23 protein-coding genes are annotated in these 23,076 nt (G+C 41.6%); 14 read left to right on the top strand and 9 right to left on the bottom strand.

The annotated features are described in order from the left end of the window. Position 1: 1 nt before the first annotated feature. The 4 genes from budA to AC1DYB_RS29895 all read left to right on the top strand — a co-directional run bounded on the left by budA (position 2) and on the right by AC1DYB_RS29895 (position 4,196). On the top strand, positions 2-808 hold the full coding sequence (budA, locus tag AC1DYB_RS29910; RefSeq protein ID WP_477440531.1) for an acetolactate decarboxylase: 807 nt from the start codon (positions 2-4) through the stop codon (positions 806-808). A 96-nt stretch (positions 809-904) separates the two neighbouring features. Further along, positions 905-2,242, top strand: a complete 1,338-nt coding sequence (locus AC1DYB_RS29905; protein WP_477440529.1) for an outer membrane protein assembly factor BamB family protein — start codon at positions 905-907, stop codon at positions 2,240-2,242. A gap of 142 nt (positions 2,243-2,384) precedes the next feature. After that, positions 2,385-2,948: a carboxymuconolactone decarboxylase family protein gene (locus AC1DYB_RS29900; protein ID WP_477440527.1), complete on the top strand. Its 564-nt coding sequence runs from the start codon at positions 2,385-2,387 to the stop codon at positions 2,946-2,948. After that, a complete protein-coding gene (locus tag AC1DYB_RS29895; protein WP_477440525.1) occupies positions 2,949-4,196 on the top strand; it encodes a DUF3179 domain-containing (seleno)protein in 1,248 nt (415 codons plus the stop codon). It abuts the gene before it with no gap. Here the strand turns inward: AC1DYB_RS29895 and AC1DYB_RS29890 are convergent. Then, positions 4,193-4,486 (bottom strand): hypothetical protein, encoded by a 294-nt coding sequence (locus AC1DYB_RS29890; RefSeq protein ID WP_295720828.1) that lies wholly within the window; start codon positions 4,484-4,486, stop codon positions 4,193-4,195. The genes AC1DYB_RS29895 and AC1DYB_RS29890 overlap by 4 nt on opposite strands. Before the next feature lie 160 nt (positions 4,487-4,646). Here AC1DYB_RS29890 and AC1DYB_RS29885 point away from each other — a divergent pair, with 160 nt between their 5' ends. The 3 genes from AC1DYB_RS29885 (at position 4,647) to AC1DYB_RS29875 (ending at position 7,712) form a co-directional block, all read left to right on the top strand. Beyond that, complete coding sequence (locus AC1DYB_RS29885; RefSeq protein WP_477440523.1) at positions 4,647-5,459, top strand: helix-turn-helix domain-containing protein; 813 nt, start codon at positions 4,647-4,649, stop codon at positions 5,457-5,459. A 56-nt stretch (positions 5,460-5,515) separates the two neighbouring features. Continuing rightward, positions 5,516-7,258 carry a serine hydrolase domain-containing protein gene (locus AC1DYB_RS29880; protein ID WP_477440521.1) on the top strand — a complete coding sequence of 581 codons (1,743 nt, stop codon included), beginning with the start codon at positions 5,516-5,518 and terminating at the stop codon, positions 7,256-7,258. 91 nt (positions 7,259-7,349) lie between these two features. Then, positions 7,350-7,712 carry a hypothetical protein gene (locus AC1DYB_RS29875; protein ID WP_295720825.1) on the top strand — a complete coding sequence of 121 codons (363 nt, stop codon included), beginning with the start codon at positions 7,350-7,352 and terminating at the stop codon, positions 7,710-7,712. A 68-nt stretch (positions 7,713-7,780) separates the two neighbouring features. Here the strand turns inward: AC1DYB_RS29875 and AC1DYB_RS29870 are convergent, their stop codons facing one another. Next, the gene (locus AC1DYB_RS29870; protein ID WP_477440518.1) at positions 7,781-8,740 is read right to left on the bottom strand and encodes a TolB-like translocation protein; all 960 of its coding nucleotides are present in this window, start codon (positions 8,738-8,740) and stop codon (positions 7,781-7,783) included. A 98-nt stretch (positions 8,741-8,838) separates the two neighbouring features. On the opposite strand from AC1DYB_RS29870, the gene AC1DYB_RS29865 reads away from it, so the two are divergent. The 3 genes from AC1DYB_RS29865 (at position 8,839) to AC1DYB_RS29855 (ending at position 12,133) form a co-directional block, all read left to right on the top strand. Then, the gene (locus AC1DYB_RS29865; RefSeq protein ID WP_477440516.1) at positions 8,839-10,128 is read left to right on the top strand and encodes a DUF885 domain-containing protein; all 1,290 of its coding nucleotides are present in this window, start codon (positions 8,839-8,841) and stop codon (positions 10,126-10,128) included. A gap of 53 nt (positions 10,129-10,181) precedes the next feature. After that, on the top strand, positions 10,182-10,556 hold the full coding sequence (locus AC1DYB_RS29860; protein WP_477440514.1) for a hypothetical protein: 375 nt from the start codon (positions 10,182-10,184) through the stop codon (positions 10,554-10,556). 794 nt (positions 10,557-11,350) lie between these two features. Continuing rightward, the gene (locus AC1DYB_RS29855; protein ID WP_477440512.1) at positions 11,351-12,133 is read left to right on the top strand and encodes an OmpA family protein; all 783 of its coding nucleotides are present in this window, start codon (positions 11,351-11,353) and stop codon (positions 12,131-12,133) included. Between the two features lie 420 nt (positions 12,134-12,553). Here AC1DYB_RS29855 and AC1DYB_RS29850 read toward each other — a convergent pair whose 3' ends face one another. Both AC1DYB_RS29850 and AC1DYB_RS29845 read right to left on the bottom strand, forming a co-directional pair. Next, entirely contained in the window at positions 12,554-13,105 is a 552-nt protein-coding gene (locus AC1DYB_RS29850) for a DUF922 domain-containing protein (protein WP_477440510.1), read from the bottom strand. Between the two features lie 21 nt (positions 13,106-13,126). After that, the gene (locus tag AC1DYB_RS29845) at positions 13,127-14,065 is read right to left on the bottom strand and encodes an SPFH domain-containing protein (protein ID WP_477440508.1); all 939 of its coding nucleotides are present in this window, start codon (positions 14,063-14,065) and stop codon (positions 13,127-13,129) included. Positions 14,066-14,159: 94 nt separating this feature from the next. Here AC1DYB_RS29845 and AC1DYB_RS29840 point away from each other — a divergent pair, with 94 nt between their 5' ends. Next, on the top strand, positions 14,160-14,345 hold the full coding sequence (locus AC1DYB_RS29840) for a hypothetical protein (RefSeq protein ID WP_295716914.1): 186 nt from the start codon (positions 14,160-14,162) through the stop codon (positions 14,343-14,345). Here AC1DYB_RS29840 and AC1DYB_RS29835 read toward each other — a convergent pair whose 3' ends face one another. The 5 genes from AC1DYB_RS29835 to AC1DYB_RS29815 are packed head-to-tail and all read right to left on the bottom strand — an operon-like array spanning position 14,346 to position 18,424. Next, on the bottom strand, positions 14,346-15,185 hold the full coding sequence (locus tag AC1DYB_RS29835) for a maleylpyruvate isomerase N-terminal domain-containing protein (RefSeq protein ID WP_477440506.1): 840 nt from the start codon (positions 15,183-15,185) through the stop codon (positions 14,346-14,348). It lies immediately after the preceding gene. Between the two features lie 36 nt (positions 15,186-15,221). Further along, the gene (locus tag AC1DYB_RS29830) at positions 15,222-15,722 is read right to left on the bottom strand and encodes a shikimate kinase (RefSeq protein ID WP_477440504.1); all 501 of its coding nucleotides are present in this window, start codon (positions 15,720-15,722) and stop codon (positions 15,222-15,224) included. 7 nt (positions 15,723-15,729) lie between these two features. Then, on the bottom strand, positions 15,730-16,788 hold the full coding sequence (locus tag AC1DYB_RS29825) for an ABC transporter permease (RefSeq protein WP_477440502.1): 1,059 nt from the start codon (positions 16,786-16,788) through the stop codon (positions 15,730-15,732). 3 nt (positions 16,789-16,791) lie between these two features. Continuing rightward, a complete protein-coding gene (locus AC1DYB_RS29820) occupies positions 16,792-17,943 on the bottom strand; it encodes a BT_3928 family protein (protein WP_477440500.1) in 1,152 nt (383 codons plus the stop codon). A 1-nt stretch (position 17,944) separates the two neighbouring features. Then, complete coding sequence (locus AC1DYB_RS29815; protein WP_295716905.1) at positions 17,945-18,424, bottom strand: DUF1599 domain-containing protein; 480 nt, start codon at positions 18,422-18,424, stop codon at positions 17,945-17,947. Positions 18,425-18,586: 162 nt separating this feature from the next. Here AC1DYB_RS29815 and folP point away from each other — a divergent pair, with 162 nt between their 5' ends. The 3 genes from folP to AC1DYB_RS29800 all read left to right on the top strand — a co-directional run. Continuing rightward, the gene (gene folP / locus AC1DYB_RS29810) at positions 18,587-19,438 is read left to right on the top strand and encodes a dihydropteroate synthase (protein ID WP_477440498.1); all 852 of its coding nucleotides are present in this window, start codon (positions 18,587-18,589) and stop codon (positions 19,436-19,438) included. Between the two features lie 408 nt (positions 19,439-19,846). Next, positions 19,847-22,744, top strand: coding sequence for a DEAD/DEAH box helicase (locus tag AC1DYB_RS29805; protein ID WP_477440496.1), 2,898 nt, complete (start codon positions 19,847-19,849; stop codon positions 22,742-22,744). A gap of 148 nt (positions 22,745-22,892) precedes the next feature. After that, a partial coding sequence (locus AC1DYB_RS29800; protein ID WP_477439886.1) for a hypothetical protein occupies positions 22,893-23,076 on the top strand: 184 nt, incomplete at its 3' end.

Raw genomic sequence — 23,076 nt, 5'->3', positions numbered from 1 at the left:
TATGATGTCGAAAAAAATCCTTTTTATCTTGTTAGCTATTACCTGTGTCAACTACAAATCCATAGCACAACAAAAAGCCAATCCTTTAAAAAACGACAATAATTTATTCAGCGCGGGGTTTGCCTCGGGTTTTATTGGTGGCTTATATGATAATTGGTACCCTTATAAAGAATTGGAAAAGCACGGCAATTTTGGCCTGGGTGCGCCCGGTCATCTTGATGGCGAACTGCTGTTGTTGAACGGAAAAATTTACCAAACGCAATCAACTGGTAAAACCACTTTGGTTGCCGATACCGGCAAATTGCCCTATGCGGTGGTGTGCTTTTTTAAGGCAAAAAAAGTGTACAAGCATGCCGGCGCGTTAAGCAAAACAGCGCTTTATAGTTACCTGGACAGTTTGCTGCGCAACCAGAATGGTATATACGCAATCCATATTACTGGTAAATTCAAATCGATTAAAACCAGGGCTTTCCCACCGGTTGAAAAGCCATACCTGCCTCTTGCCGCTATGCTGAACAGGCAGCATTTTTTTGAGCATAGCGATATCCGGGGCGATCTGGTGGGTTTTCGTATCCCTACCTTTATGGAAGGCGCGCACATCAGTGGGTATCATTTTCATTTTTTATCGGAGGATAAGACAGCCGGCGGTCACCTCATCGATTTGAATATGGAGAACATCACCATTGAAATAGATACCCTCACAAATTACACCATGGATCTGCCACAGACAACAGATTTTAACAACTTCGATTTTAAAAAGGACCGCAAGGAAGAGATTAAAAGTGTAGAAAACGGAAAAAAGCAATAGTTTTTAAATGTGCGATTCTAATTATAAGGGATACAATTAGTTATAGGCTAAAAGTATGACTATACTTGTGTGCCTGAATTATATCCATTCCTGATAATGAAAAAGAATATTTTCCTGTTTGCCTTATTTATGGTCACCGCGGCTTTTAGCCAGGGAAAGACGTCGATGCCCCTGGCTGTAGATACTAACGTGCCGCATAAAGAGGCTTATAATAAAAAGGACTATGGTTCTTTTGGCGGCCTAAAGTGGAAATTTGCCACGAAGGGGAAAATATTCTCATCTCCGGTTATAGCTAATGGTATGGCATATATAGGTAGCGAAGACCATAATTTGTACGCCGTTGATGTAAAAACAGGGAAACAGGTTTGGAAATTCACTACTGGTGGTGCCGTAAATTCATCGGCAGCAATAAATGGCGATAAGCTGTGTTTTGGCAGTTTTGATGGTTATTATTATAGCTTAAATGCTAAAACCGGCAAACTTATCTGGAAGTTTAAAACTGGCGGTGAGAAGAAGGTTGGCGCAAAGGGATTATGGACCATGAAGCCGCTGAACGAATATATGGATGATCTATATGATTTTTTTCTGTCTTCGCCGGTATTTAGTGAAGCAAAAAATAATCCCACCGTATATTTTGGAAGCAGCGATGGTAAGCTTTATGCGTTGGATGGTAATACTGGTAAGTTGAAATGGACTTATCAAACAAAAGGAATTATCCATACCAGTCCGTATTTATACCAGGGCAAGGTTTATTTTGGCAGTTGGGATACCTACCTGTACGCTTTGGATGCCGCAAGCGGTCAACTTATCTGGAAGTTTAAAACGGCCGATCAGCCGAATTATCACCAGTTGGAGGGGATTCAGGCCTCGCCAATCTGCAATAATGGTTTTGTTTATTTTGGTTGCCGGGATAGCTATTTTTATGCGCTTAATGCCAATACAGGAAAGCTGGCCTGGAAATATAATGCCAATGGCTCCTGGATACTTACCACCGCTGCTATAAAAAATGGCAAGGTTTATTTTACCACCTCAGATACCTATTTGTTTGTGGCCGTTGATGCTTTAACCGGCAAGCAGCAATTTAGCTATAAAGCCAATGGCTATTTATATTCCTCCCCGGCATTATGGGCAAATACGGCTTTCTTTGGTGATTTTACGGGAAAACTTTTTGCTGTAAATATTAAAACTGGCAAGCTCTCCGGCGAATTTAAAACAACAGGCCGTAATGCCCATGCCACAAAAGTATTGAAGCAGGATACACTTAACTTTGAATACGCGGCAAACGGTGCCGATAACTCGCTGTATAAGACAGCGGTTGATGTAATGGATAAATTACATACCCTTGGCCCCATAGTGTCATCGCCGGTTATTCTTAATGGCGTAATTTACGTTGGCAGTGCCGATGGCGGCCTGTATGCTATAAACTTAAAATAAATAGAGTGGGAGATCTGCCTAAAAAAATAATTATGCCCGATGTTGCGGATTATTTAATTTTTTAGATAAATTAGGGTCGATTATAAAGCCTTTATTAAATTTATTGATCGGTTGAGAAGCCGAGCCCCATTGTACTATTGATATGCCATACATACCATTAGATGATAACCTGCCCGGTATTACCGGTTTACTGAATTATAGACAAGATACGGCTTTGCCCATAAGGCAGCTTACCCAGATACTATTACGCGGTGAATCAACCCTTACCGAAGGTGAGCGCGAGCTGATTGCTACTGTTGTGAGCCATGGCAACCAATGCCGTTTTTGTACCAATGCCCATACCGCGGCGGCGGATGTGCTGTTGGGAGATACCGAAACTGCCGAAAAAGTAAAGAATGATCCCGATAACGCGCCCGTAAGCGAAAAAATGAAACACCTGCTGGAGATTGCACACCAAACACAGTTGAGCGGTAAAAATGTTACTGCCAACCTGGTTGAAAAGGCAAAGCAGGCAGGTGCAACCGATTTGGAACTGCATGATACCGTTTTAATTGCTGCCCTGTTTAGCCTTTATAATCGTTATGTTGACGGGCTGGCCAGCGTAACCCCAACTGAACCTGCTTTTTATAATCGCCTGGCAGGCATCCTAAAAACAAATGGTTACCTGCCATCGGCCAACAGGTATGCCGCTTTAAATGCAGATTAAATGAAGAAATATATACATAGACCAGGAATATTTTGGATAGGGATAATTTTATTGGTAGTACCGGGTCTGGTGCATGCCTACCTGCTGATGCCTTTTCCGGGCAGCCAGGATCTGAATGCCATTACGGTATGCTATTACCTGGAAAAAATCGTTAATCCGCTGCGCTTCATCGGGGCTATTTTCATTGCTTGGTACCTGTTTAAATTTTATTCAAAAAATACAAAAAGAGGTCAGCTTGTTAAGGCCATTGTACTGGTGCTTTGCCTGGGTAGTTTTTATATTACCGACTATTTGTACAAAGCCGAAACCATGTTTAAGGAAACTGAGGTAGCTAAATTTGCCAACGGGCTAACCAATAAGGTGCCGCTCAATTATTTGGTAGTGGGTGTGGTAAACAACGGAGTGGCCAAAGCCTACCCGGTTATATATTTAGGCTATCACCATAAAGTACAGGATAATGTTGGAGCCGAACCAGTCCTGGTAACCTACTGCACCATGTGCCGTACAGGGCGGGTTTACAGCCCGGTAATAAATGGCAAAAGGCAAAACTTCAGGCTGGTAGGGGCAAGGCATTATAATGCTATTATTGAAGACGAAAGCACCAAAACATGGTGGTACCAGGCAACAGGTAATGCGGCAGTTGGCCAACTTAAAGGGCAGCATTTACAGGAGTTGCCTTATGAGCAGTTAACCCTGGGCGCCTGGCTGCAAAAACATCCGGCATCCATGATCATGCAACCGGATAAATTGTATGCTGCTGATTATACCGACCTTAAAAACTATGATCGTGTGCAATACATTGATAAAGACAGCACGTTAAAAAATAAAGATTCGCTGATCAGGAAAAGCTGGGTTATAGGGGTGATAATAAACGGGCAGGCTAAAGCTTATGACTGGCGTCATTTATTTCATAAACGTGTACTTAATGATGAGCTCAATAAAACATCGTTACTTGTAGGCATAGAAAAAGACAGCCTGAGTTACCATGTTTGGAATGCCAATTTGAAAGGTAAAACCCTTCATTTTGATTTGAATAAAGATGGACAACTTACCGATAAAGAAACTGCATCAGTTTGGGATTGGGATGGCTTATGTACATCTGGTGCGCAAAAGGGTCAAAAACTAAGCAAGGTACAAGCCTACCAGGAATACTGGCACTCCTGGAAACATTTTCACCCGGCTACCACGTTTTGGAAAGAAGGCGAGGTTAAAGAAACCATTGCCGCTATTTATTGGACTTTTCCTTAAATAACAGCCACAATTTTGTCTACATCGCTATCATTCAGCAACTCACCATTATTGATGTTTGGGTAGTATTTGTTAAGGATCTTCTGGATAAGCATATAGCTTTCCATGGATTGAATTGGCGGATTGGCCAGCTCGTTGATGATTGAGCCAATCATCTTCAATTTTTTAGCTTCGTATTGATTCAGCACAAAATCTGATGTCTTTTTTTTACGGCTTTGCGTAATCAATTCATCCAGTTTTTTGATCTCCTCGATCAGATCTATCAGCTTTAATACTTCCACTTTTTTCATCGGACCAAAATTAAACAAATAAACGAATGTGCATATGTGCAGATTTTAGATGTGCAGATTATTTTAATGTTACAATTTAAGTCAATTTAGTAATTCGTTCATCCTTAAGCTCGCTAACTAAAATGTAACAATTTATTTCTTTAGCCGTCTATAAAGCAATATGCTGCAGCTTCAAAAAGGTAAATACTTCGGGATCCAAAACAAGGCTATTCAACTGGATAATCTCATTATTACCGATACCGAATACACGCATGACCGTGTTGACTGGCATACACACCAAAACCCATACTTTACTTTTTTGCTTACCGGCAACATGCTGGAGACCAATAAAAAAGAGAGTTATGAATGCAGCGAAGGCACACTGCTGTTTCACAACTGGCAGGATGCGCACTGCAATATCAAGCGCCCCGGCTATACCCGTGGTTTTCATATCGAGCTGGAAAAGGATTTCTTTGAAAGATATCAATTGCCGCTAAACCAAATGGAAGGCAGTGTAAAGCTGAATAACCCGGTTTTAAAGTTGTTGTTCCGCAGCATGTATTTGGAAACAAAGTATACCGGGGCGATAGAAATACTGGCTATCCGTGAATCGCTTTTTAAAGTTTTTGGTTTACTTGCCAATGTAAGGCAACAGGAAACAGCGCGGCAACCCGCCTGGGTAAAAAAGATAAAGGAAGTACTGAACGATGCCGATACCAATTCATTATCATGGGATGCTTTAGCCGCTCTTGCGCAAGTGCACCCGGTTCATTTATCGCGCCAGTTTCCTAAATATTTCCACACCACGGTTGGCGATTACCTTAAAAAGTTAAGAATAGAGCAAGCTGCAGGTTTGCTGAGTAAAAAGGCAGTGCCTCTAATACAGATTGGCTATGAGTGTGGCTTCGCCGATCAGAGCCATTTTATCCGCAGCTTTAAACAGGCTGTTGGGGTAACGCCCTTACAATACCGAAAAATAATTATGGCACGTTAACAATGTGCTATTTTGCCTGTCGCAAAGTGCTTACTATTGTGCCATAAATATACACCATGTTATTATTCAACTATTTTAAAAACAGGTTACCGGTAATAGTATTGATGCTGCTGATCAACAGTACTTGTTTTGGGCAGATTGGCATGAAACCCTATGAAGGCCATTGGGAAGGTTTATTAACCCAGCCCCAAAACTTCGGAATTGGCGTAGCGGTAAAAAAAACTGCTGTAGGCAGCTATACGCTGCAGTTAACTTCGTCCGGCAAATCGATCCACAGAAACTTTAAACTATCGGCCAGTAATAATTTCGAGGTTAAGCTTGATAGCAACCTGGCAGTTAAAGGCACCATAGGTGATAAACAGGTGCGGCTGTTCATCCGCTCGGTGCAATGGAGTTACCACATGGTTTTACAAGCAAAGGCAGCCGGCACATACACTGGTAAATGGAACATTTTGTTTGTCCCCGATCTGAGACCTGAATTTTATATTGATGTTGAAAATACCGATTCAACTAAATACGAAGCTTATATTTTCCTGGGCGATACCCGTTTTTCGGGCTTTGCAAGTGGCGGGTTGACCCTTAATGCTGATAGTGTTCATTTCAGAGATTACCGCAGCGGTTTAAAGTTTAACGGTAAACTGTTTAAGGATGCCATTATTTTACAGGCCGAAATTGCCGGTTTACCCATATCCACGGTTTCCTTACACCGCTCTGTTAAGGAGTGGGATTTGGCAAGTAAAGCCCCTAAGCTACCTTTTAACAGCAATATGCCTGTTGATATGAAAGATGACTTGCCGGTTAACAGCCTGAACGCAGCCGGTTTTGATGAAGGCTATTTAAAACTGATGGTGGATAGTATCAACGCCAATAAGATCACCAATACACATAGTGTGCTTATCAGCAGGAACGGGAAGTTTGTTTATGAGCAGTATTTTAATGGGTTTGATGAGGGGGCTGTACATGACCTGCGGTCAGCATCAAAAAGTATCTCATCGGCCATTGTGGGGATAGCTATGGATAAAGGCTTACTAAAGGATACTGCCCAAAAGCTGTTTCAGTTTTTACCTGATCAATATAAGCATGCTGCCGATGGTAATAAACGGAAACAGGCCATCAGCATAGGTAGCTTGCTCACGATGAGCTCGGGTCTGGATGCCATAGACTTTGGGATAGACAGGAAGTCGGCAGCATCAGAAGATGAATATCAAAACTCGGCAAACTGGCTGAAAACAGTAGTTGAGGCACCAATGATCAACTCCCCGGGTACACATGCCAACTATAGTTCGGCCAATCCTTACCTGCTTGGGGTAATTGCAGATACCGTAGTGAAACAGCCGCTCGACTTGTTTATTGATCAAAATTTGTTTGAGCCATTAGGTATTAGCAACTATATTGTTTTTGATGATCCGCTTAACCGGCCATATTTTGGTGGCGGTATGCACCTGCGGCCACGGGATATGTTAAAGTTTGGTTTACTTTATGCTAATGGTGGTAAATGGAAAAATCAGCAGCTCATCAGCAAAAACTGGGTTGATGCCTCCTTCAAGAAGTACCTGGTGCTTGAAAATCATAATGAGAAAAATGAATATGGCTTTTTGTGGTGGCATTATCATTACAACGTTAATGGTAAAATTATTAACACTGTAGAGGCGCGTGGCGCGGGTGGGCAATATATATTTATAGTGCCTGAATACCAGTTGGTGGTGGTTATTACATCGGGCAATTTCAGGAACCGCAGGGTGTGGCAGCCCGAGAAGATTATGGAGAATTACATCCTGAAAGCAGTGGCGGCCCGGTAGGCTAAATGCTTTGATTATAACTTTTTAATAATTTTATGGTAACATATTATAATGAAAAACATCTTATCTTAGATATGAACAAATTTAAGTTATGAAAAGAAAATTATTTACAACTGCTTTATTACTAAGCTGCTTTATGGTATGCCTTGCAGCCATTGCTGATTTAAATGGAAAATGGTCTGGAAAGGCTGATATTGGCGGTACAGAGTATCCATTGCTTTACAATTTTAAGATTGATGGCGACAAATTAACGGGTACTGCCCTTACACCAGATGGCGATGTGCCTTTAAACAATGGTAAGATAACCGGCGCTGATTTTTCATTCACTATAAGCACCAGCGGAATGGATATTCCACATACTGGTAAGTTTTATGGCGATTCAACAACTGTAGACCTGGAGGTTAGCGGTTCAAAAGTTCACTCGGTATTAAAACGTGTTGAAGATAAAAAGTAAGTAGCTTACTTATCAAGATATGAAGTCGTGTTGAAACCAATTCAACATGACTTTTCTTTTTTATAGTACTACCAGTCTGCATCAAATTTCACCCAATAAATATCGTCCCAGCCGTTACCCGCGCTGTTCAGTAAAGTTTTTAATTGCGGGTAAGTTTTTGTTTTACCATCGGTCAAATCCTTATTTAACCTGCTGCTGGTGAACATTAAATATTTTTTATTCCAGGTAACAAAAGGGCAATAATCAATGGCGGTTGAGTTAATGGGTACCGGCAAATGTTTCACCGGCAGCCAGTTTCCTGCTTTATCCTTGTGGCTAATGTAAAGGTCGCCCCGGCCTATATCATCAGGGCGGCCCTCAGAAGTAAGCAAAATAAATTGCTCATCGGGGTCAACAAAGGCATTAAACTCATCGTATTTGGTATTGATATCTTCGGGTAGGCTCTCGGGTTTAGTATAGCCGCCAGGCATTGGTTTGCACACAACAATATCTTCACTCCCTTTGCCATAATCAGCTTCAACTGTGAAATAAAGGTTGCCGCTGCGCGTGATGCTGGGATAAAACTCATTCTTATCAGTGTTAACGTTGGGGCCTAAATTCTCGGGCGCGGCCCAGGTTCCATTTGGATTGCGCTTAACCCGCCATATATCAAAGTCCTTTTTAGCGACGCCATCTTTTAGTGGCCTGTCCGAAGAAAAATAGATATACATTCTGTCTGGGGAGAAAGCAGCCTCCAGGTCCCTAAAGCGACCCGAAAATGGGGCTACCCTGGGTTTACTCCATTTGCCATTCTTTTTTGTAAGATACAGAATGGTACTGCTAACAAAACGTGGTTGTTGCAGGGTGTAAAAAATCTCGTCGCCTTTGGGCGAGATGGTAAAATCGCGGTTGCTAAGGCCATCGGTTAGGATGCCTTTGGCAAAAAGTATCGGGAAATTTGCAGGTAAAGTTGCATCCGGGTAAGTTACCTGGGCAAAGGTTTTACAACAGCAGGTTATCAAAGCAATTATAAGGGTAAGTTTACGCATGGTGCTTACAATTTACATTATTTGAGGGTATATTTTGTAACATAGGCTACAAATAAACATCGAAGCTTGTAATCCTTATGATATTTTAAAACCCCATTATGAAGATACTCTTATTTTGTGCCGGCTTTTTTATGCTGTCCTTTTTTGATGCCCGCGCTCAGCAAAAATTTGATGCTTTTTCAGCCCGGTTCGTAAGCGAATATACCGCACTTAACCTGCCGCAGCCAGAGTTAAGCTATGTGAGCGGATTGGAACATATCGGCACAGAAGCAGTGATACAGAAGCAAGAGGAGTTTTTTAAGTGGGCTGATACAGGTTTATCAAACTACAAAGTGGAAGCCCTAAGCCCATCGCAAAAGATAGATTACGAATTGATTAAATACGAAAGTAAACTCAACCTGGAGAGGCTGGTACTGGAACAGGACTGGATAAAACATCGACCTGTAAAAATTTCGAATGGTGGTATTATTACCGTTCCAGACGGTAAAGCCTGGTATGCTTATTTACTAAAACGATGGGTGAGCGCCGATGTAACGCCCGACGAGATCTATAAATTTGGACTGGGGGAGTTGAGCCGGGTGCAGCAGCATATTGAGTCGGTGCGGCAGCAGACCGGCTTAAGCGAGGATGCCTTTTACAAACACCTTAACGATCCTGAGTTTTTTGAGCGTGATCCCAAATTGGTTCAGCAAAGTTTTGAGCGCACCAGGGCCATCATCTACAGTAATTTACCCAAACTTTTTAACGATTTTGAGATACCTGATTTGAAAATTAAAGCAGGCGAGAGTAAGCAACTGGCACAAACGCCCGGTTACTATGATAATAACACTTTTTACTATAACCTTTTTGATAAGCCTTACAATAAACGCCAGTATGATTGGCTTTTTATCCATGAGGCGGTACCGGGCCATCATTATCAATCAAGCATCGAAAGTAAAACCAAAACATCGGCTGTGCAACAGCTTTTTTACTATATGGGCTTTGCCGAGGGCTGGGGCGCTTATGCCGAAGAACTGGGCAAGCAGTTAGGCGTTTACCAAACCCCTTATGATGAATTAGGTAAATGGGAATGGGATATTGTGCGCTCGGTACGGGTGCCGCTTGATGTTGGCCTAAACTATTACGGCTGGACTGATGAGCAGGCCCTTGCCTTTTGGAAAAAGAACATCCGCAACCAGGATGATATTGCCCTGCGCGAAATTGCCCGCATACGCCGCTGGCCTGCGCAGGTAGTTACCTACAAATACGGCGCACTGCAAATATTGCAGTGGAAAGAGGAGTTGCAACAAAAACAAGGCAAGGATTTTAATATCAGGGATTTTCACTCCCGCGTACAGGATCATAGTTCATTGCCTTTGTTTATGGTAAAGGAAAATGTGTTTAGGTAAGTTCCGGGCATCCCTCCCCTTCAAAAAAAATATGCTACATTGGAAGTATGATCATGGATTTTATTAAAAAGCTATTTTCTTTTGTAACTAAAACCAACCTACAGCCCGAAGATTTTTATGTAGTTACCATTACTGATGAATTGGTACTGGTTGAACATCCAAAATGGGGCAATGAATCAGTTTTATGGAAAGAAGTGCATACAATACTATTGATCAATACCAATGAAGGCCCCTGGTTACCAGATGTGTGGTTAACATTAGTGAGTAGTAATAGCTGCTGCAGGATTCCGTTAGGAGCAAAGGGTTATGAGGAGGTTTATAATATCGTTTCTAAGTATGAGGGTTTCAACTTCGAGAATGCGGGAAAGTCAATGACATGTACCGATAATGTCGAGTTTTTGTTGTGGACAAATAATAACCCCAATTAAAAGCTGAAATTTGTGTTTTTTATAGTTGTGGGTGCTTAATGTGCTGGTAATTAATATTTTATTTTCATTTGATTGGAAAAAATGTTATTTTGGGATACCCAATCTGTCACGCTATGGAAAAAATAGGCATTCCTGGAATAAAAATTCATAACTCCATTAGTTATCCTTAATAAGCCTTTCTTAAATAACAATTTTGTTTTGGATAAAAATAACCAAAGCCAAAAGCTATTGCTATATATAACTGAACTGTCAACATCATATCCTAAACTTTAATTATGAAGTATTCAGCTATTACCCTCTTTATCTTTGTTTTTTTTACTGCTAACTTAAAAGCGCAACAAAAAGATACCGTAATTACTCAGGCTACTGCCAGGGTATTTGGCGGTATTGGTCAGTACAACACCTTTAGTATCGGCGTTAACGTTGGTATTACAGACGGACTTGTTCCATTTACTATTAACACTACAAACAAATTYAAAGTTGATTTGGGTTATGGTGTTACTTTAAGGCAACAACTATCWCACACYTTTAGCTTACARTTAGAYTACTTAGGTGGTAAAGTKCAYGGTWTYGAYAAAGMAGGAACWSARAAATTYGGTATCACCGAGTATAAAACYTCTTTCAATTCAGGAGCWATCAGTGGTGTRTTCAACATTGCAAGTGTTAGCTTTTTACACCGCAAAAACAGYGTTAACTTTTATACATCTGCCGGTTTAGGTTTAGATATGTATAAAATTAAGAGCAATACATCTGCTGGAGGCACTGTAAATACYTTGCCATTCGGTGATAAAAACGTGAAAGAATTATTTGCTCCTGTAGGTGCAGGTGTTAAATTCAGATTATCTGAYGCGTTAGCTTTAAACTTAGGTTACACTGTTAGCTTTGTACAGGGTTATAACTTCTCTGGTGCTCACACTTATCCTACTTTTAGCCACTACTCTTATACTTACGGTGGTTTAGAGTACACTTTTGGTCCTAAATCAAAACAAAACTTAGAGTGGGTAAACCCCGTTGCTCAAATGTATGATGAATTGTACGATGCAGCTTTACGTCAGGAAGTTGAAGCTTTAAAAGGCCGTGTTACCAACGTAGAAACTGCGGTTAACGACCTGAAAAAAGATTCAGACGGTGACGGTGTTGCTGATCAGTTTGACAAATGCCCAGGYACTGCTGCTGGTAGCGTTGTTGATGGTTCTGGTTGCGTTATCGTATTCCCTAAACCAGCTGCTGATTCAGTTGCTGTTAAAGGTACTGCTTACTCAAACATCCAGTTTGAATTTGATAGCTCAGTATTACGTACTTCATCTTACCCWGTGTTAGATGCAACTTCAGCTGACCTTAGGGCTTCTGGTAAAGGTGTAGAAATAGACGGTTWCGCTTCATCTGAAGGTACTGCTGCTCACAACATYGCTTTATCAAAAGACCGTGCTAACTCTGTAAAAACTTACTTAGTTAACTCTGGTGTTGATGCTAAGAAAGTKAAAGTAAAAGGCTTTGGTGAAACCAACCCAATTGCTGATAACTCAACTGAAGAAGGACGTGTATTAAACCGTCGTGTTCAATTCAAACAAAAATAATCTTTAATAAAATATTATTTGAAAAGGCTCCGGATAACCCGGAGCTTTTTTTGTTTTATGCAGTCACCCGGATCAAGCTGTGCTATCTTTCTATCAACCAAATGCGTGTTCACGGGATTCAACTCCGGAATTATCTTTGCGGTCAAATCATTTAAAAAGAAGAAACCAACCGCATTGGGCAAATGAATCAGTTGCCAATTACCACAAAACAGTCGTTGCTACAAATCATCTCATGACTTTTCCCTTTGTACATGCCACAGTTTTTCCATAAAACAGTCAGAATAATACAGCTAAAACATTAATGATTTGATATAGGCGGCTCAAAGGCACCATGTCAACATAATAAAGGATGGGTGTCGACAAGCCTCACCGTAAAACAGGATCAGTTTAAAGGAATCGGTATGTATGCCAATACCGCCTCTATTCCTGTGGCATAAACTCCAACCGTTTTTTAAAATACAAGTCCCAGCTGTATTGCTGCTGGCGGTTGGTCATGTGTTGAGTATCTTCGTCGTAATCCGCGTTAAGTCTTTTGTACCTGCCATCAATGCGGTTAAAAATCTCCATAGCTTCATATCTATAATTACGACTAAAGCGGGTTTTCCCTATTTGCCTTAGTAGTTCCTGCTGCTCCAGGTAGGCGATCAAATAATGGCCTTGCTCATGCTTTAAAATTTCGGCCATCATTTCCTGTGATGCAACCCTGCCCCTATCAAGCCATGAACGGTTATTATTAAGTACAAGATTAACTATGGCGTTTATAATATAATTTCCGCCACGGTTACTTACCTCATATTTAAAATCAATTGTGCAGTTGGTATAAGCAACTACGCCGCCGGCATTTGCCCGCGGCGTACCCAAAAAATCATTAACAGTTAGCTGGTGATATTGCTGGTATTGCTGTGCTTTTACTTTATTAGTACCTAAAACCATGGCTATCAGGCCAATCCACATCACCGATCCTTTTTTCATTCAAAATACAGGTTAAAACTTTTACTTTTTGACGCTGTCAGGATGTAAAAGGTTTAAAGCCATCATTTCTTTTAATGTATGCTGCATAGCATCGGTTGAACCATCCAGGAATATTACGTTCCCTTTTGAGTTTTCTGAGAAGTGCTTAATAGATTCTGTCCACATGGTGAATAAGATTACAGAGGTATCCATATTTGCACCAGCCATTTCTTTAGCGGCAACAGTCATACCGCGCGCAACTTCCTCGCGGAACAGCGCAATACCCTGACCCCGCAGCTGGGCCGCTTCGCGTTCGGCTTGCGCCGAAATCTTGATGGCGTTACCTTCAGCCTCGGCAGCTTTTGTTTTGGTGATCAACAGGGCCTGGCCCTCATTTTCGGCGGCGGCCTTAAGGTTATTTGATGCAACCACCTGGCTCATTGATTTCATGATAACGTCGTCAAACGTAATATCGTTCAGTTGTAAATCTTGCAGGTGGTAACCCCAGCCTTCCAATATCACATCCAGTTGCTCCTTTACATGCTCTACAATATCGCGCCTCAATATCAATACCTCGCTTTGGCGTTTGGTGGCCACAAAGGCACGGATAGACCCCTCCACCGTACGGATAAGCGCCTGCATCAGGTTACGCTCATCAACAAACTTAAAAGCCACGTTCTTGATAGTTTCTTCCTGCTGATCAAGTACCGAATACAAAAGCATTGCTTTAAAATAAACATTAGCCTGATCAAAAGTTACTGCCTGGAACTCCAGCTCGACAGAACGGTTCTGGATTGATATCTTGGAATAGATATTCTCAATAAAAGGCAGCTTAAAATTTAGCCCCGGTGTAAGTATGCGCCGGTATTTACCAAATACAGTAATTACCACTATAGTGCCCTGTTTTACAGACACAAACGATGATAGGATTATTACCAATAAAATAAATACAATAGTAATTGTGAGGATCTGGCCGGTCATAAGTGATATTATTAGATAAAATAAATATAGGATAAATTATTGGTGTGCTATTTGTTTTTATATAAAATGCTTACTAAAACAGCATACATATATTATGAATTTAAAACGCACTTTCGGAGCCATACTTACCGTGCTCGGTATCATCGGCTTAATTTATACAGGCATTGGAGTTATAAATCACAGCGGCCAGGCCACCACCTTGGTGGTTGTGGGCATTATAGCTGTCGTATTTTTCTTTACAGGTATCAGCCTGGTGCGCACCACCAAAGATGAAGTGTAATTAAGCCATTACAGATACCATATTAAGCACTTGCCCGGCCAGATCACTATTACCGGTTATTTCAACCCTGCCCCTGATCTCATCCGGGCGAATGCTTTTGGAGAATAGTTTCCAGGAAATTTCTGGCGGAATTCTTATGGTGGCGGCAAAGGTTTCCGCGTCTATATCTTTTAATAACCCCCAGCTGTCTTTAAACTTCTGCAGGTACCAATTACCACCAATATTTGTGGTAATGGTAATTTTAATTTTGGTGCCCGTTGGTGCACCCATATTTTTAAAAGTATGTGGTAATGCTTTAAAGAATGTATCTATAAAAGGATAGAAAAACTCCCTGGTCAGGATACCTTCCCGCCCGGTTGCTTCCCTGATCTGTTGCTGGTGGTGCCATTTTTCGGTGTAGTCGCGCGCAAGGTGCATCCAGTTGAGGCTTTCGGATTCACCCGCCCAATTAACAGCAAATACAGCCGGGCTATTCAGATCCAGTGATTCGTAATATCGGGTAGTAAGGTCCCCCGTCGCTTTATGAAGCAGGATTAAAACATCAGGACTGATTCTTTTAGAGGCTTTTATCCAATCGGCATTTAGCAAATTGAGCCAGTTTACCAGGTCGGTATATGAATTGATAGCTGGAGCTTCCTCGCCATAATATTTATCCCGCTGCATAGATAACGTACGAATGTTCCCCTCAAGCAAATGCGATACAACATCCTTAACCTTCCATGCTTTCGCCACGGTTTGTTTATTCCAGTCATCAGGATTTAATGATTCCAGGAGGGTTATCAGTTTATCATCTAAAGGCTTAAAAAGGTGTTTTACGGCTATAGGTTCATTCGTCATCATGGCATAAATTATTTGCTTACAATAACAATAAGTATACTACGAAGTTATCACATCCTCCAATTTTTCAACCGATAAATCAATTCCATCAACATGATGACGTGCCTGCAGGTAAAAGCTTTCGCGTTCGGCCAGTTTACCGGTTATAAACTCAACCAGCTCATCCCCTTTTCTGCCTTGAAGCACCGGGCGTATAGTTTTACTGCTCTCTAACCTGTCGGCCAGTGTTTTGGGCGATAGTTTTACGTACAGTGTTACGCCATTGGTATTCATCCAATCCATATTATCAAAAAAACAAGGCAGGCCACCTCCTGTTGATACAATCACATTTTCGGGATATTCTGTGTGTTTTAACAAATCTGATTCCATTTGGCGGAACGCGCTCTCACCAAAACTGGAAAAATATTCAGCTATACTCATGCCAACATGCTCTTCCAGTACATGGTCAAGATCAATAAATTCGTAGCCCAATTTTGCAGCCAGTTTACGGCTCCAGGTGGTTTTGCCACAGCCCATAAACCCGACTAAAAAGTATTTCATAATAATATCAGCTTAATTTTACCCGCGGATCAATCCAAACATAAATAATATCTACCAAAATACTAATCACCACAAAAATAAACGCGATAAAAAGTATAGAGCCCATCACAACGGGAAAATCCGACATTTCGAGGGCATCAACCGTGGCTTTGCCTAAACCGTTATAACCAAAAACATATTCCACAAAAAAAGAACCTGCCAGCAGTGATGCAAACCAGTTGGCTATAGCGGTGATAACCGGGTTCAGCGCGTTCTTGAGCGCATGCCTGTATATGATGGCGCGGTTACTTAATCCTTTTGCCTTGGCTGTGCGGATATAATCCTGCCCCAGAACATCAAGCATGGCGTTGCGTGTTAGCTGCACAATAATTGCCAGCGGCCGCAAGCCCAAAGTGATCATGGGTAATATTAAATTTTTAAGGGTGATCACCTCGCCCTTAAAGGGATCATAACTGTATAAACTGCCAGACATGTTCAGTCCGGTGTATTTACTTAGCTCAAAGCCAAAGATCCAGGCTATGATGATACCCGCAAAAAATGAAGGTGCAGATATCCCCAGGGTAGAAAAACCAATGGCCAGCTTATCTATCCAGGTATCCTTATGTACCGCGCTCAGCACGCCTAAAAATACACCTATAACAATGGCAAATATCATGGCGGTGGTTGCCAGCACCAGGGTGTTGGGAATAACTTCTAAAAGTAATGTGGTAACATCCTTACGTGTTTGGTATGACCGGCGCAGGTAAGGCCATTTTAAAGCAAGTACCGTTGCTCTACTTACCGCAAAAATCTTTACGTAGCGATATCGCTGCTGTTCTTCGGCTGTATTCAGGTGAATACCTACCGGCGAAAGATCATTCAGGTAGTAAGCAAACTGTACAGGCTTAGGCTTATCAAGGCCAAACTCTTTACGTACAGCTTGTAATGATTGTACATCGGCACGCTGCCCCTGGGTCATTCGGGCAGGATCAACCGGCAGGATGTTAAACAAAAAGAAAACTACCAGCACCACCCCCAGCATAACCGCCAGTCCGTAAAATAATTTGCGGATAAGGTAGCTGATCATGATCTACTGCTTTTGAAAATAGTTTTTAACAAAATAGTCATACGTAGGTACCGAATGATAGTGCCATTTATTAACTATCACTCCCCCTTTTAGCAAAATAATGCCCGGATTTGAGCGCATCATGGTTTTAAGGGGTACGCCATCGGCATAAAAAATTTCACTTACCAGCTTATGTGCTTTGGCAAAGGCCTGGGCACTTTGCGCCGAATTGGAGGTTAGCAATATGGTACGAATATTAAAATTTTCTGTAGCGTTGATAGCCAGCGCGTTTAAGCGGTTTATTGCCGCGTCATTCGTCTTATCCAAATCATAGGCTACTATAATAATGGTGTAAAAGGGACTTGCAAATAACTCTTTGGTAAAATCGTTACGCTGCGCATCCTGTAAAGACAAATCGCGTATTTTAGGTTCATACCCTTTTTTAACCAGGCGATTTTCCGGATCCCCTATCACCTCCCAATTGGCATCCTTCCAGATATTGGTACTCAGGTATTCCTTATCGGTCATTACCTTTGTTTCTTTGGTTTTTTTATTTTTTAGGTGATAGGTCAGTACAAATACATCCTTGGGCGCATTGGGTGGCGTATCCATTTCTGCGGGGATGTTAGCACCTATCTTATAAGGCAAAAAATCTACTATTGGTAAAAAATTATAGGTATACAAGCCAAAACCTATCGAAACAACGGTAGCGCCTATGAGCCATTTATCGCCGGCCTTAGCGCTAAACAACGGTTTTATTTTGGTGCGGTTTACAAAAAGTACGGCCACCAAAACCAGCAAAATCATGTCCTTACCGAATGATTGCCATGGCGTAAGCGGAATGGCATCCCCAAAGCAGCCACAGGTTTGCACTACCTTAAAAAAGGCGGAGTAAAAAGTTAAAAAGCCAAAAAAGATGATGAGCAGCAGCAAGCCCCAGGCAACCTTTGCAGCACGTGCGCCAATAAGCAGGGCAAAACCCAGCAACATTTCCAGTGCGCAAAGCAAAATGGCACTTGTAAGCGCGAAGTTGTTAAGGAAAGTGATATGGAAAACCTCAAAGTATTCTTCCAGTTTATAGGAAAAACCCAATGGGTCATTCGCTTTTATAAGGCCCGAAAATATAAACAGTAAGCCTACCGCTATCCTGCAAAACCAAATAAGGCCATTCTTCATATTATAATCCCAATTTTATAAGCGCAAATACCGAGTAGTTCAGCATGTCCTGGTAGTTGGCCTTTACCCCCTCTGATGCTTCGGTAAGGCCTTTGTTATCTTCAATTTGTTTTACGCGCAGTAGTTTCATGAGTATCAGGTCGGTTAATGAGCTGATCCGCATATCACGCCAGGCTTCGCCATAATCATGATTTTTGGCAAACATCAGTTCTTTAGTCTCCAATACTTTTTCGTCAAACAAGCGCTCAACGTGGTCAACCGCCAGCTCAACCGGGGTATCAGCTGTGCTATCAAGCTGCATCATAGCAATTACACAGTAGTTAACAATGCCTATGTATTCGCCTGTAATATCTTCGCCCACTTTCGAAATCTTTTTTTCTTCGAGTGTGCGGATACGCTGTGCCTTTATAAAAATTTGATCGGTAATGGATTGCGGACGGAGGATGCGCCATGCGGTACCATAGTCGCGGGTTTTTTTCATAAAAAGCCCTTTACAATTATTAATTACCGCGTCGTACTCTGCTGATGTATTAGCCAAATGCTGAAATGTTTGAATGTTGAAACCTTTGAATGCTGGGCTGTCGCCAATGTTGCAAAGTTAAATTAACTTTACAACATTTAAACTTTGCAACATTAAACTAACGTGGCTAAAGATACATTTTTTCGTAAAAAGGTTACCCTAAATGCGGGTGGTAAACTAATTGATTTGTCTACCCCAAAAGTGATGGGAATCATCAACATCACACCCGATTCTTTTTACAGCAACAGTCGCAAACCCGCTGTTGATGACGCGCTGGCGCAAGCAGGAAAAATGCTGACAGATGGCGCCGCTTTTTTAGATTTTGGTGCTTACTCTTCCCGCCCCGGCGCCGAAGACATTTCTGCTGACGAAGAATGTGACCGCTTACTTCCTGTTGTTGAAGCAATTGTAAAATCTTTTCCAGATGCTGTATTATCTATAGATACTTTTCGCTCGCGGGTTGCAGAGGCCGCTGTTAAGGCAGGCGCACATATAATTAATGATATATCGGGCGGGATGTTGGATACAGATATGTTTAATACCGTAGCCCGTTTGCAGGTGCCTTATATTTTGATGCACATGAAGGGAACCCCGCAAAATATGACACAAATGGCGCAGTACGATGATGTTTTTGCTGAGGTGCTTGATTATTTTGTTTCTAAATATCAGCAATTAAAACAGCTGGGGGTTCACGATGTGATCATTGATCCTGGTTTTGGCTTTGCTAAAAAACAGGAGCACAACTATATGCTGATGCGCAGGATGCAGGAATTTAACATTTTGGGCCTACCCCTATTAACCGGCATATCACGTAAGAAAATGATCTACGGCTTGTTGGGCGGCACCGCTATCGATGCCCTAAACGGGACCACCGTATTAAATACAATTGCCTTAAGCAAAGGCGCTAATATTTTAAGAGTACATGATGTGAAAGAGGCAGTTGAGGCGGTGAAGATTTGGGAGGCTTGTCAGTAATAAAAAGTTTAATAAGCTATACCGATCTTCGTTTACGGCCTATTAATAGCAAAATGTATAAAAACACAAATATTAATATCCCTATAGATGACGTTGTAATACGGAGTGTGTTATGAGTTTCGATACCCTTGATAAATCCCCTAACGCCCAAAAAAAGCATAAATATAAAAATTGGCGAAACTGCGATTAATACCTTTTTTTCGTTTTTTATTGGCATGTTTTTCATACTGCAAAATATGAAATTAACCTAACTTCTTATTTATCCTTGCCTATTTGTTACAATCAATTTGGCTCATTAAACCCTTCAGTTAATAATAAAAAGCGTAAAAAATTTTCAATTGCAGCAAATTCTCATTACGTTTGAATTTTTTGTTGATGTAGCTTCTCTAAATTTTTTATCAAAAGTTAATGCTACGAGTCGACAGTACCAAACCATGCCAGATCATTTATGCCATTGCCAGGCATGATTACCTTGGCTATGTTATTGAACCGCACATCGTTCAGCTTAACCCCAACGGCGAATTTTCTTTAACCCACCAGCGGTTATTTTCCAATACAGCCAAAGAATTTATCCATTGTATTGATGAGGTTGATTTGAAACTCATTAAGATATTGGAAGAGATGGAGCAGGGTAACGTGATCAAAAAGTTTTATAAAAAGCCGATCCGTCCGTTCGAGTTCTTTTCAAAAATATTCACAGAGCAACTATTTGATACCATTCGCCCCAAACTGGAGAAGCGTATGGCCGAGGCACTGAGCTTGCTATGCAGCAAACAGGTGTACCAAATGAGCAAGGAAGGGTATCCCGGCGAGCGCAAGCTGCAATTGGCTACAGAGGCCGCCTCGGTACTGTTTCATTTCAGGCGCAACGAGGAGGAGATACGCTACTTCCCTACCATCAAATACCAGGGAATGCGTATTGAATTTATGTTTAAAAATGCCGAGATCATTTGCAACCACCCGGCCTGGATGCTGCTGGATGATACACTGTATTATTTTGACAAGGAGATAGAAGGCAAAAAATTAGTTCCCTTTCTTAATAAGCGTTTCATTGCAATTCCCCGGTCGTCGGAGCAATCGTATTTTGAAAAATTTGTTGCCCCGCTCATAGAAAAACATAATGTTTACGCCGAAGGATTTACCATCAATACCGAAAAGTATGATGCCCGGCCGGTACTAAAACCTATTTATGTTGAGGGCGGCACATCGCAGCTACAACTTTATTTTAAATACGCCGGTTATACCTTTCCATATGGCGATGGCCGTACAGTGTCCGTAAGGATGGAAAAAAATGACGATGATTACCTGTTTCATCGCATTAAACGTTCAACTACCTGGGAAAAAGGGAAAATGTGCCAGCTGGAACAGCTTGGCCTTAAAACGGTATCAACCCTTTTCCAAAACCTGGAGGTGGATAATAAGCATGATGAAGATGCCGACCACTCCTTTTCAGTATTTGAATGGCTTAACCAGCATCATGATCAATTGATTGAACAGGGGTTTGAAATTGAACAGCCCGAAGGCCAAAAGCGTTACGTTTTTGGTAACAGCAAGATTGATCTTGAGGTAAAAGAAAATAACGACTGGTTTGATATTAACGCCATTGTATGCTTCGGCCCGTATCGTATCCCTTTTATACAGCTTAAAAATCATATCCTTAACCATAAAAAGGAGTTTACGCTACCATCCGGCGAAATTGCGGTGATACCTGAAAAATGGTTTTCGCAATATGGCAATCTTTTGCATTTTACAGAGGGCGGCAAGGAATTAAGATTACGCCGCCACCATATAGGCCTGGTAACAGAGCTTGCCGAGGGAGAAATGGCCAACGTTACCATGACCCGCAAGCTGCAAAAACTCAGCAATTTTGAAGAACTGGAAGAGGTGGATATGCCCCTGAACTTTGAAGGCCATTTACGGCCTTATCAAAAAGCCGGTTATAATTGGTTTCATTTTTTAAAGCAATACCATTTTGGCGGTTGCCTTGCCGATGATATGGGTTTAGGTAAAACCATACAAACCCTTGCATTACTGCAAAAGCACAAAGAATTTACCGAGACTGAAGGCGGCAAAAGCACATCGCTGGTGATTATGCCTACCTCATTGATATACAACTGGCTTAACGAGGCTAAAAAGTTTACACCGCAGCTTAGGCTTATGGTACATACCGGCACGCTACGATACCGATCGGCAGAGGTGTTTGCCAATTATGATGTTGTGATAACCACCTATGGCATCAGCCGGATAGATATAGAGATGTTTAAGGATTACTTTTTTGATTATGTGATCCTGGATGAAAGCCAGAATATCAAGAACCCATCATCTAAATCATTCCAGGCGGTTAAGCAACTCAAATCGCGCTTTAAACTGATATTGAGCGGTACCCCGGTAGAAAACTCGGTGAATGATCTTTGGACCCAGATGTCGTTCATTAACCCCGGCTTGCTGGGCAGTCAGCAATTTTTTCAAAATGAGTTTGTTTCGCCTATCGAGAAGAAAAAGGACGAAGACAAGGCGCGCAAACTGCAGGCCCTGATAAAGCCTTTTGTTTTACGCCGAACCAAAGAACAGGTAGCTACAGAACTCCCTCCAAAAACCGAGAACCTTTTCTACTCGCAGATGAGCGAAGAACAGTCATCGGTATATGAAAAAGTAAAATCAGAGTATCGTAACGAATTGCTTAAAAGCCTGGAAGATGGCACCTTTGCCAAAAGCCAGATACAGGTATTACAGGGATTAACCAAGCTAAGGCAGATAGCTAATCACCCCATCATGATTGAAAAGGATTATGAGGGCGATAGCGGCAAGTTTGAAGACGTGGTGCATACCCTGGCCAACGTACTGGATGGCGGGCATAAAGTGCTCATATTCTCTCAATTTGTAAAACAACTTACAATTTACCGCGAGCATTTTGATAAAGAAGGTGTGCCATACGTTTATTTAGATGGCAGCACCCAAAACCGCGGTGATGTGGTAAAGCAATTCCAGGAAGATAAAAAGACAAGGGTGTTCCTGATTTCGATAAAAGCCGGAGGAGTGGGTCTTAACCTTACCGAGGCCGACTATGTTTTCATACTTGACCCATGGTGGAACCCAGCTGTAGAACAACAAGCCATTGACCGTACTCACCGTATTGGCCAAACCAAAAACGTATTTATCTATAAATTTATCACTAAAGATTCTGTTGAGGAGAAGATACTTGCCCTGCAGCAGCGCAAACTAAGCCTCAGCCGAGCTTTAATCACTACGGAGGAGAGCTTTATCAAGTCACTTTCTGCGGATGATATTAAGGAGATATTGGGGTAGGACGCCATCATGTCATTGCGAGGAACGAAGCAATCGCGAATTATACAGGGCGGGCTTGTAAAGTTCGCGATTGCCACGCTGCGCTCGCAATTGTAAAGGTCAGATAATTCGGTAACAGAATTAGCTTTAACTAATAAAGCTAAAAGTTATGCGGAACATAAACAACGATCTTACCTTAAAGCGAAATTACCTGAGCAAGTACCGTTTTTTAATCGGTGAATATGAACAGGTAAAGCGTGGTGAACATACTATTTTTAGGTTTGCCAAAGATTTCTATTCAGCTCATGATACCGATCCGAGAAGTTTTTTAAAGTATTATAACCGTTTTAAGC

It is taken from the genome of Mucilaginibacter sp. P2_A4 (genome assembly GCF_056405015.1).
The sequence above is the reverse complement of the archived record's forward strand: the minus strand, read 5'-3'. Positions and strand labels throughout refer to the sequence as shown.

Excerpts from the sequence above, each read along its gene's own strand:
- AC1DYB_RS29865 (WP_477440516.1), top strand. The coding sequence starts at position 8,839 with ATGAAGATACTCTTATTTTGTGCCGGCTTTTTTATGCTGTCCTTTTTT.
- AC1DYB_RS29875 (WP_295720825.1), top strand. The coding sequence starts at position 7,350 with ATGAAAAGAAAATTATTTACAACTGCTTTATTACTAAGCTGCTTTATG.
- AC1DYB_RS29850 (WP_477440510.1), bottom strand. The coding sequence starts at position 13,105 with ATGAAAAAAGGATCGGTGATGTGGATTGGCCTGATAGCCATGGTTTTA.
- AC1DYB_RS29815 (WP_295716905.1), bottom strand. The coding sequence starts at position 18,424 with ATGAAAAAAACCCGCGACTATGGTACCGCATGGCGCATCCTCCGTCCG.
- AC1DYB_RS29900 (WP_477440527.1), top strand. The coding sequence starts at position 2,385 with ATGCCATACATACCATTAGATGATAACCTGCCCGGTATTACCGGTTTA.
- AC1DYB_RS29820 (WP_477440500.1), bottom strand. The coding sequence starts at position 17,943 with ATGAAGAATGGCCTTATTTGGTTTTGCAGGATAGCGGTAGGCTTACTG.
- AC1DYB_RS29885 (WP_477440523.1), top strand. The coding sequence starts at position 4,647 with ATGCTGCAGCTTCAAAAAGGTAAATACTTCGGGATCCAAAACAAGGCT.
- AC1DYB_RS29825 (WP_477440502.1), bottom strand. The coding sequence starts at position 16,788 with ATGATCAGCTACCTTATCCGCAAATTATTTTACGGACTGGCGGTTATG.
- AC1DYB_RS29890 (WP_295720828.1), bottom strand. The coding sequence starts at position 4,486 with ATGAAAAAAGTGGAAGTATTAAAGCTGATAGATCTGATCGAGGAGATC.
- AC1DYB_RS29845 (WP_477440508.1), bottom strand. The coding sequence starts at position 14,065 with ATGACCGGCCAGATCCTCACAATTACTATTGTATTTATTTTATTGGTA.
- AC1DYB_RS29860 (WP_477440514.1), top strand. The coding sequence starts at position 10,182 with ATGGATTTTATTAAAAAGCTATTTTCTTTTGTAACTAAAACCAACCTA.
- AC1DYB_RS29805 (WP_477440496.1), top strand. The coding sequence starts at position 19,847 with ATGCTACGAGTCGACAGTACCAAACCATGCCAGATCATTTATGCCATT.
- AC1DYB_RS29835 (WP_477440506.1), bottom strand. The coding sequence starts at position 15,185 with ATGATGACGAATGAACCTATAGCCGTAAAACACCTTTTTAAGCCTTTA.
- AC1DYB_RS29830 (WP_477440504.1), bottom strand. The coding sequence starts at position 15,722 with ATGAAATACTTTTTAGTCGGGTTTATGGGCTGTGGCAAAACCACCTGG.
- AC1DYB_RS29895 (WP_477440525.1), top strand. The coding sequence starts at position 2,949 with ATGAAGAAATATATACATAGACCAGGAATATTTTGGATAGGGATAATT.
- budA (WP_477440531.1), top strand. The coding sequence starts at position 2 with ATGATGTCGAAAAAAATCCTTTTTATCTTGTTAGCTATTACCTGTGTC.
- AC1DYB_RS29870 (WP_477440518.1), bottom strand. The coding sequence starts at position 8,740 with ATGCGTAAACTTACCCTTATAATTGCTTTGATAACCTGCTGTTGTAAA.
- AC1DYB_RS29880 (WP_477440521.1), top strand. The coding sequence starts at position 5,516 with ATGTTATTATTCAACTATTTTAAAAACAGGTTACCGGTAATAGTATTG.
- AC1DYB_RS29840 (WP_295716914.1), top strand. The coding sequence starts at position 14,160 with ATGAATTTAAAACGCACTTTCGGAGCCATACTTACCGTGCTCGGTATC.
- AC1DYB_RS29905 (WP_477440529.1), top strand. The coding sequence starts at position 905 with ATGAAAAAGAATATTTTCCTGTTTGCCTTATTTATGGTCACCGCGGCT.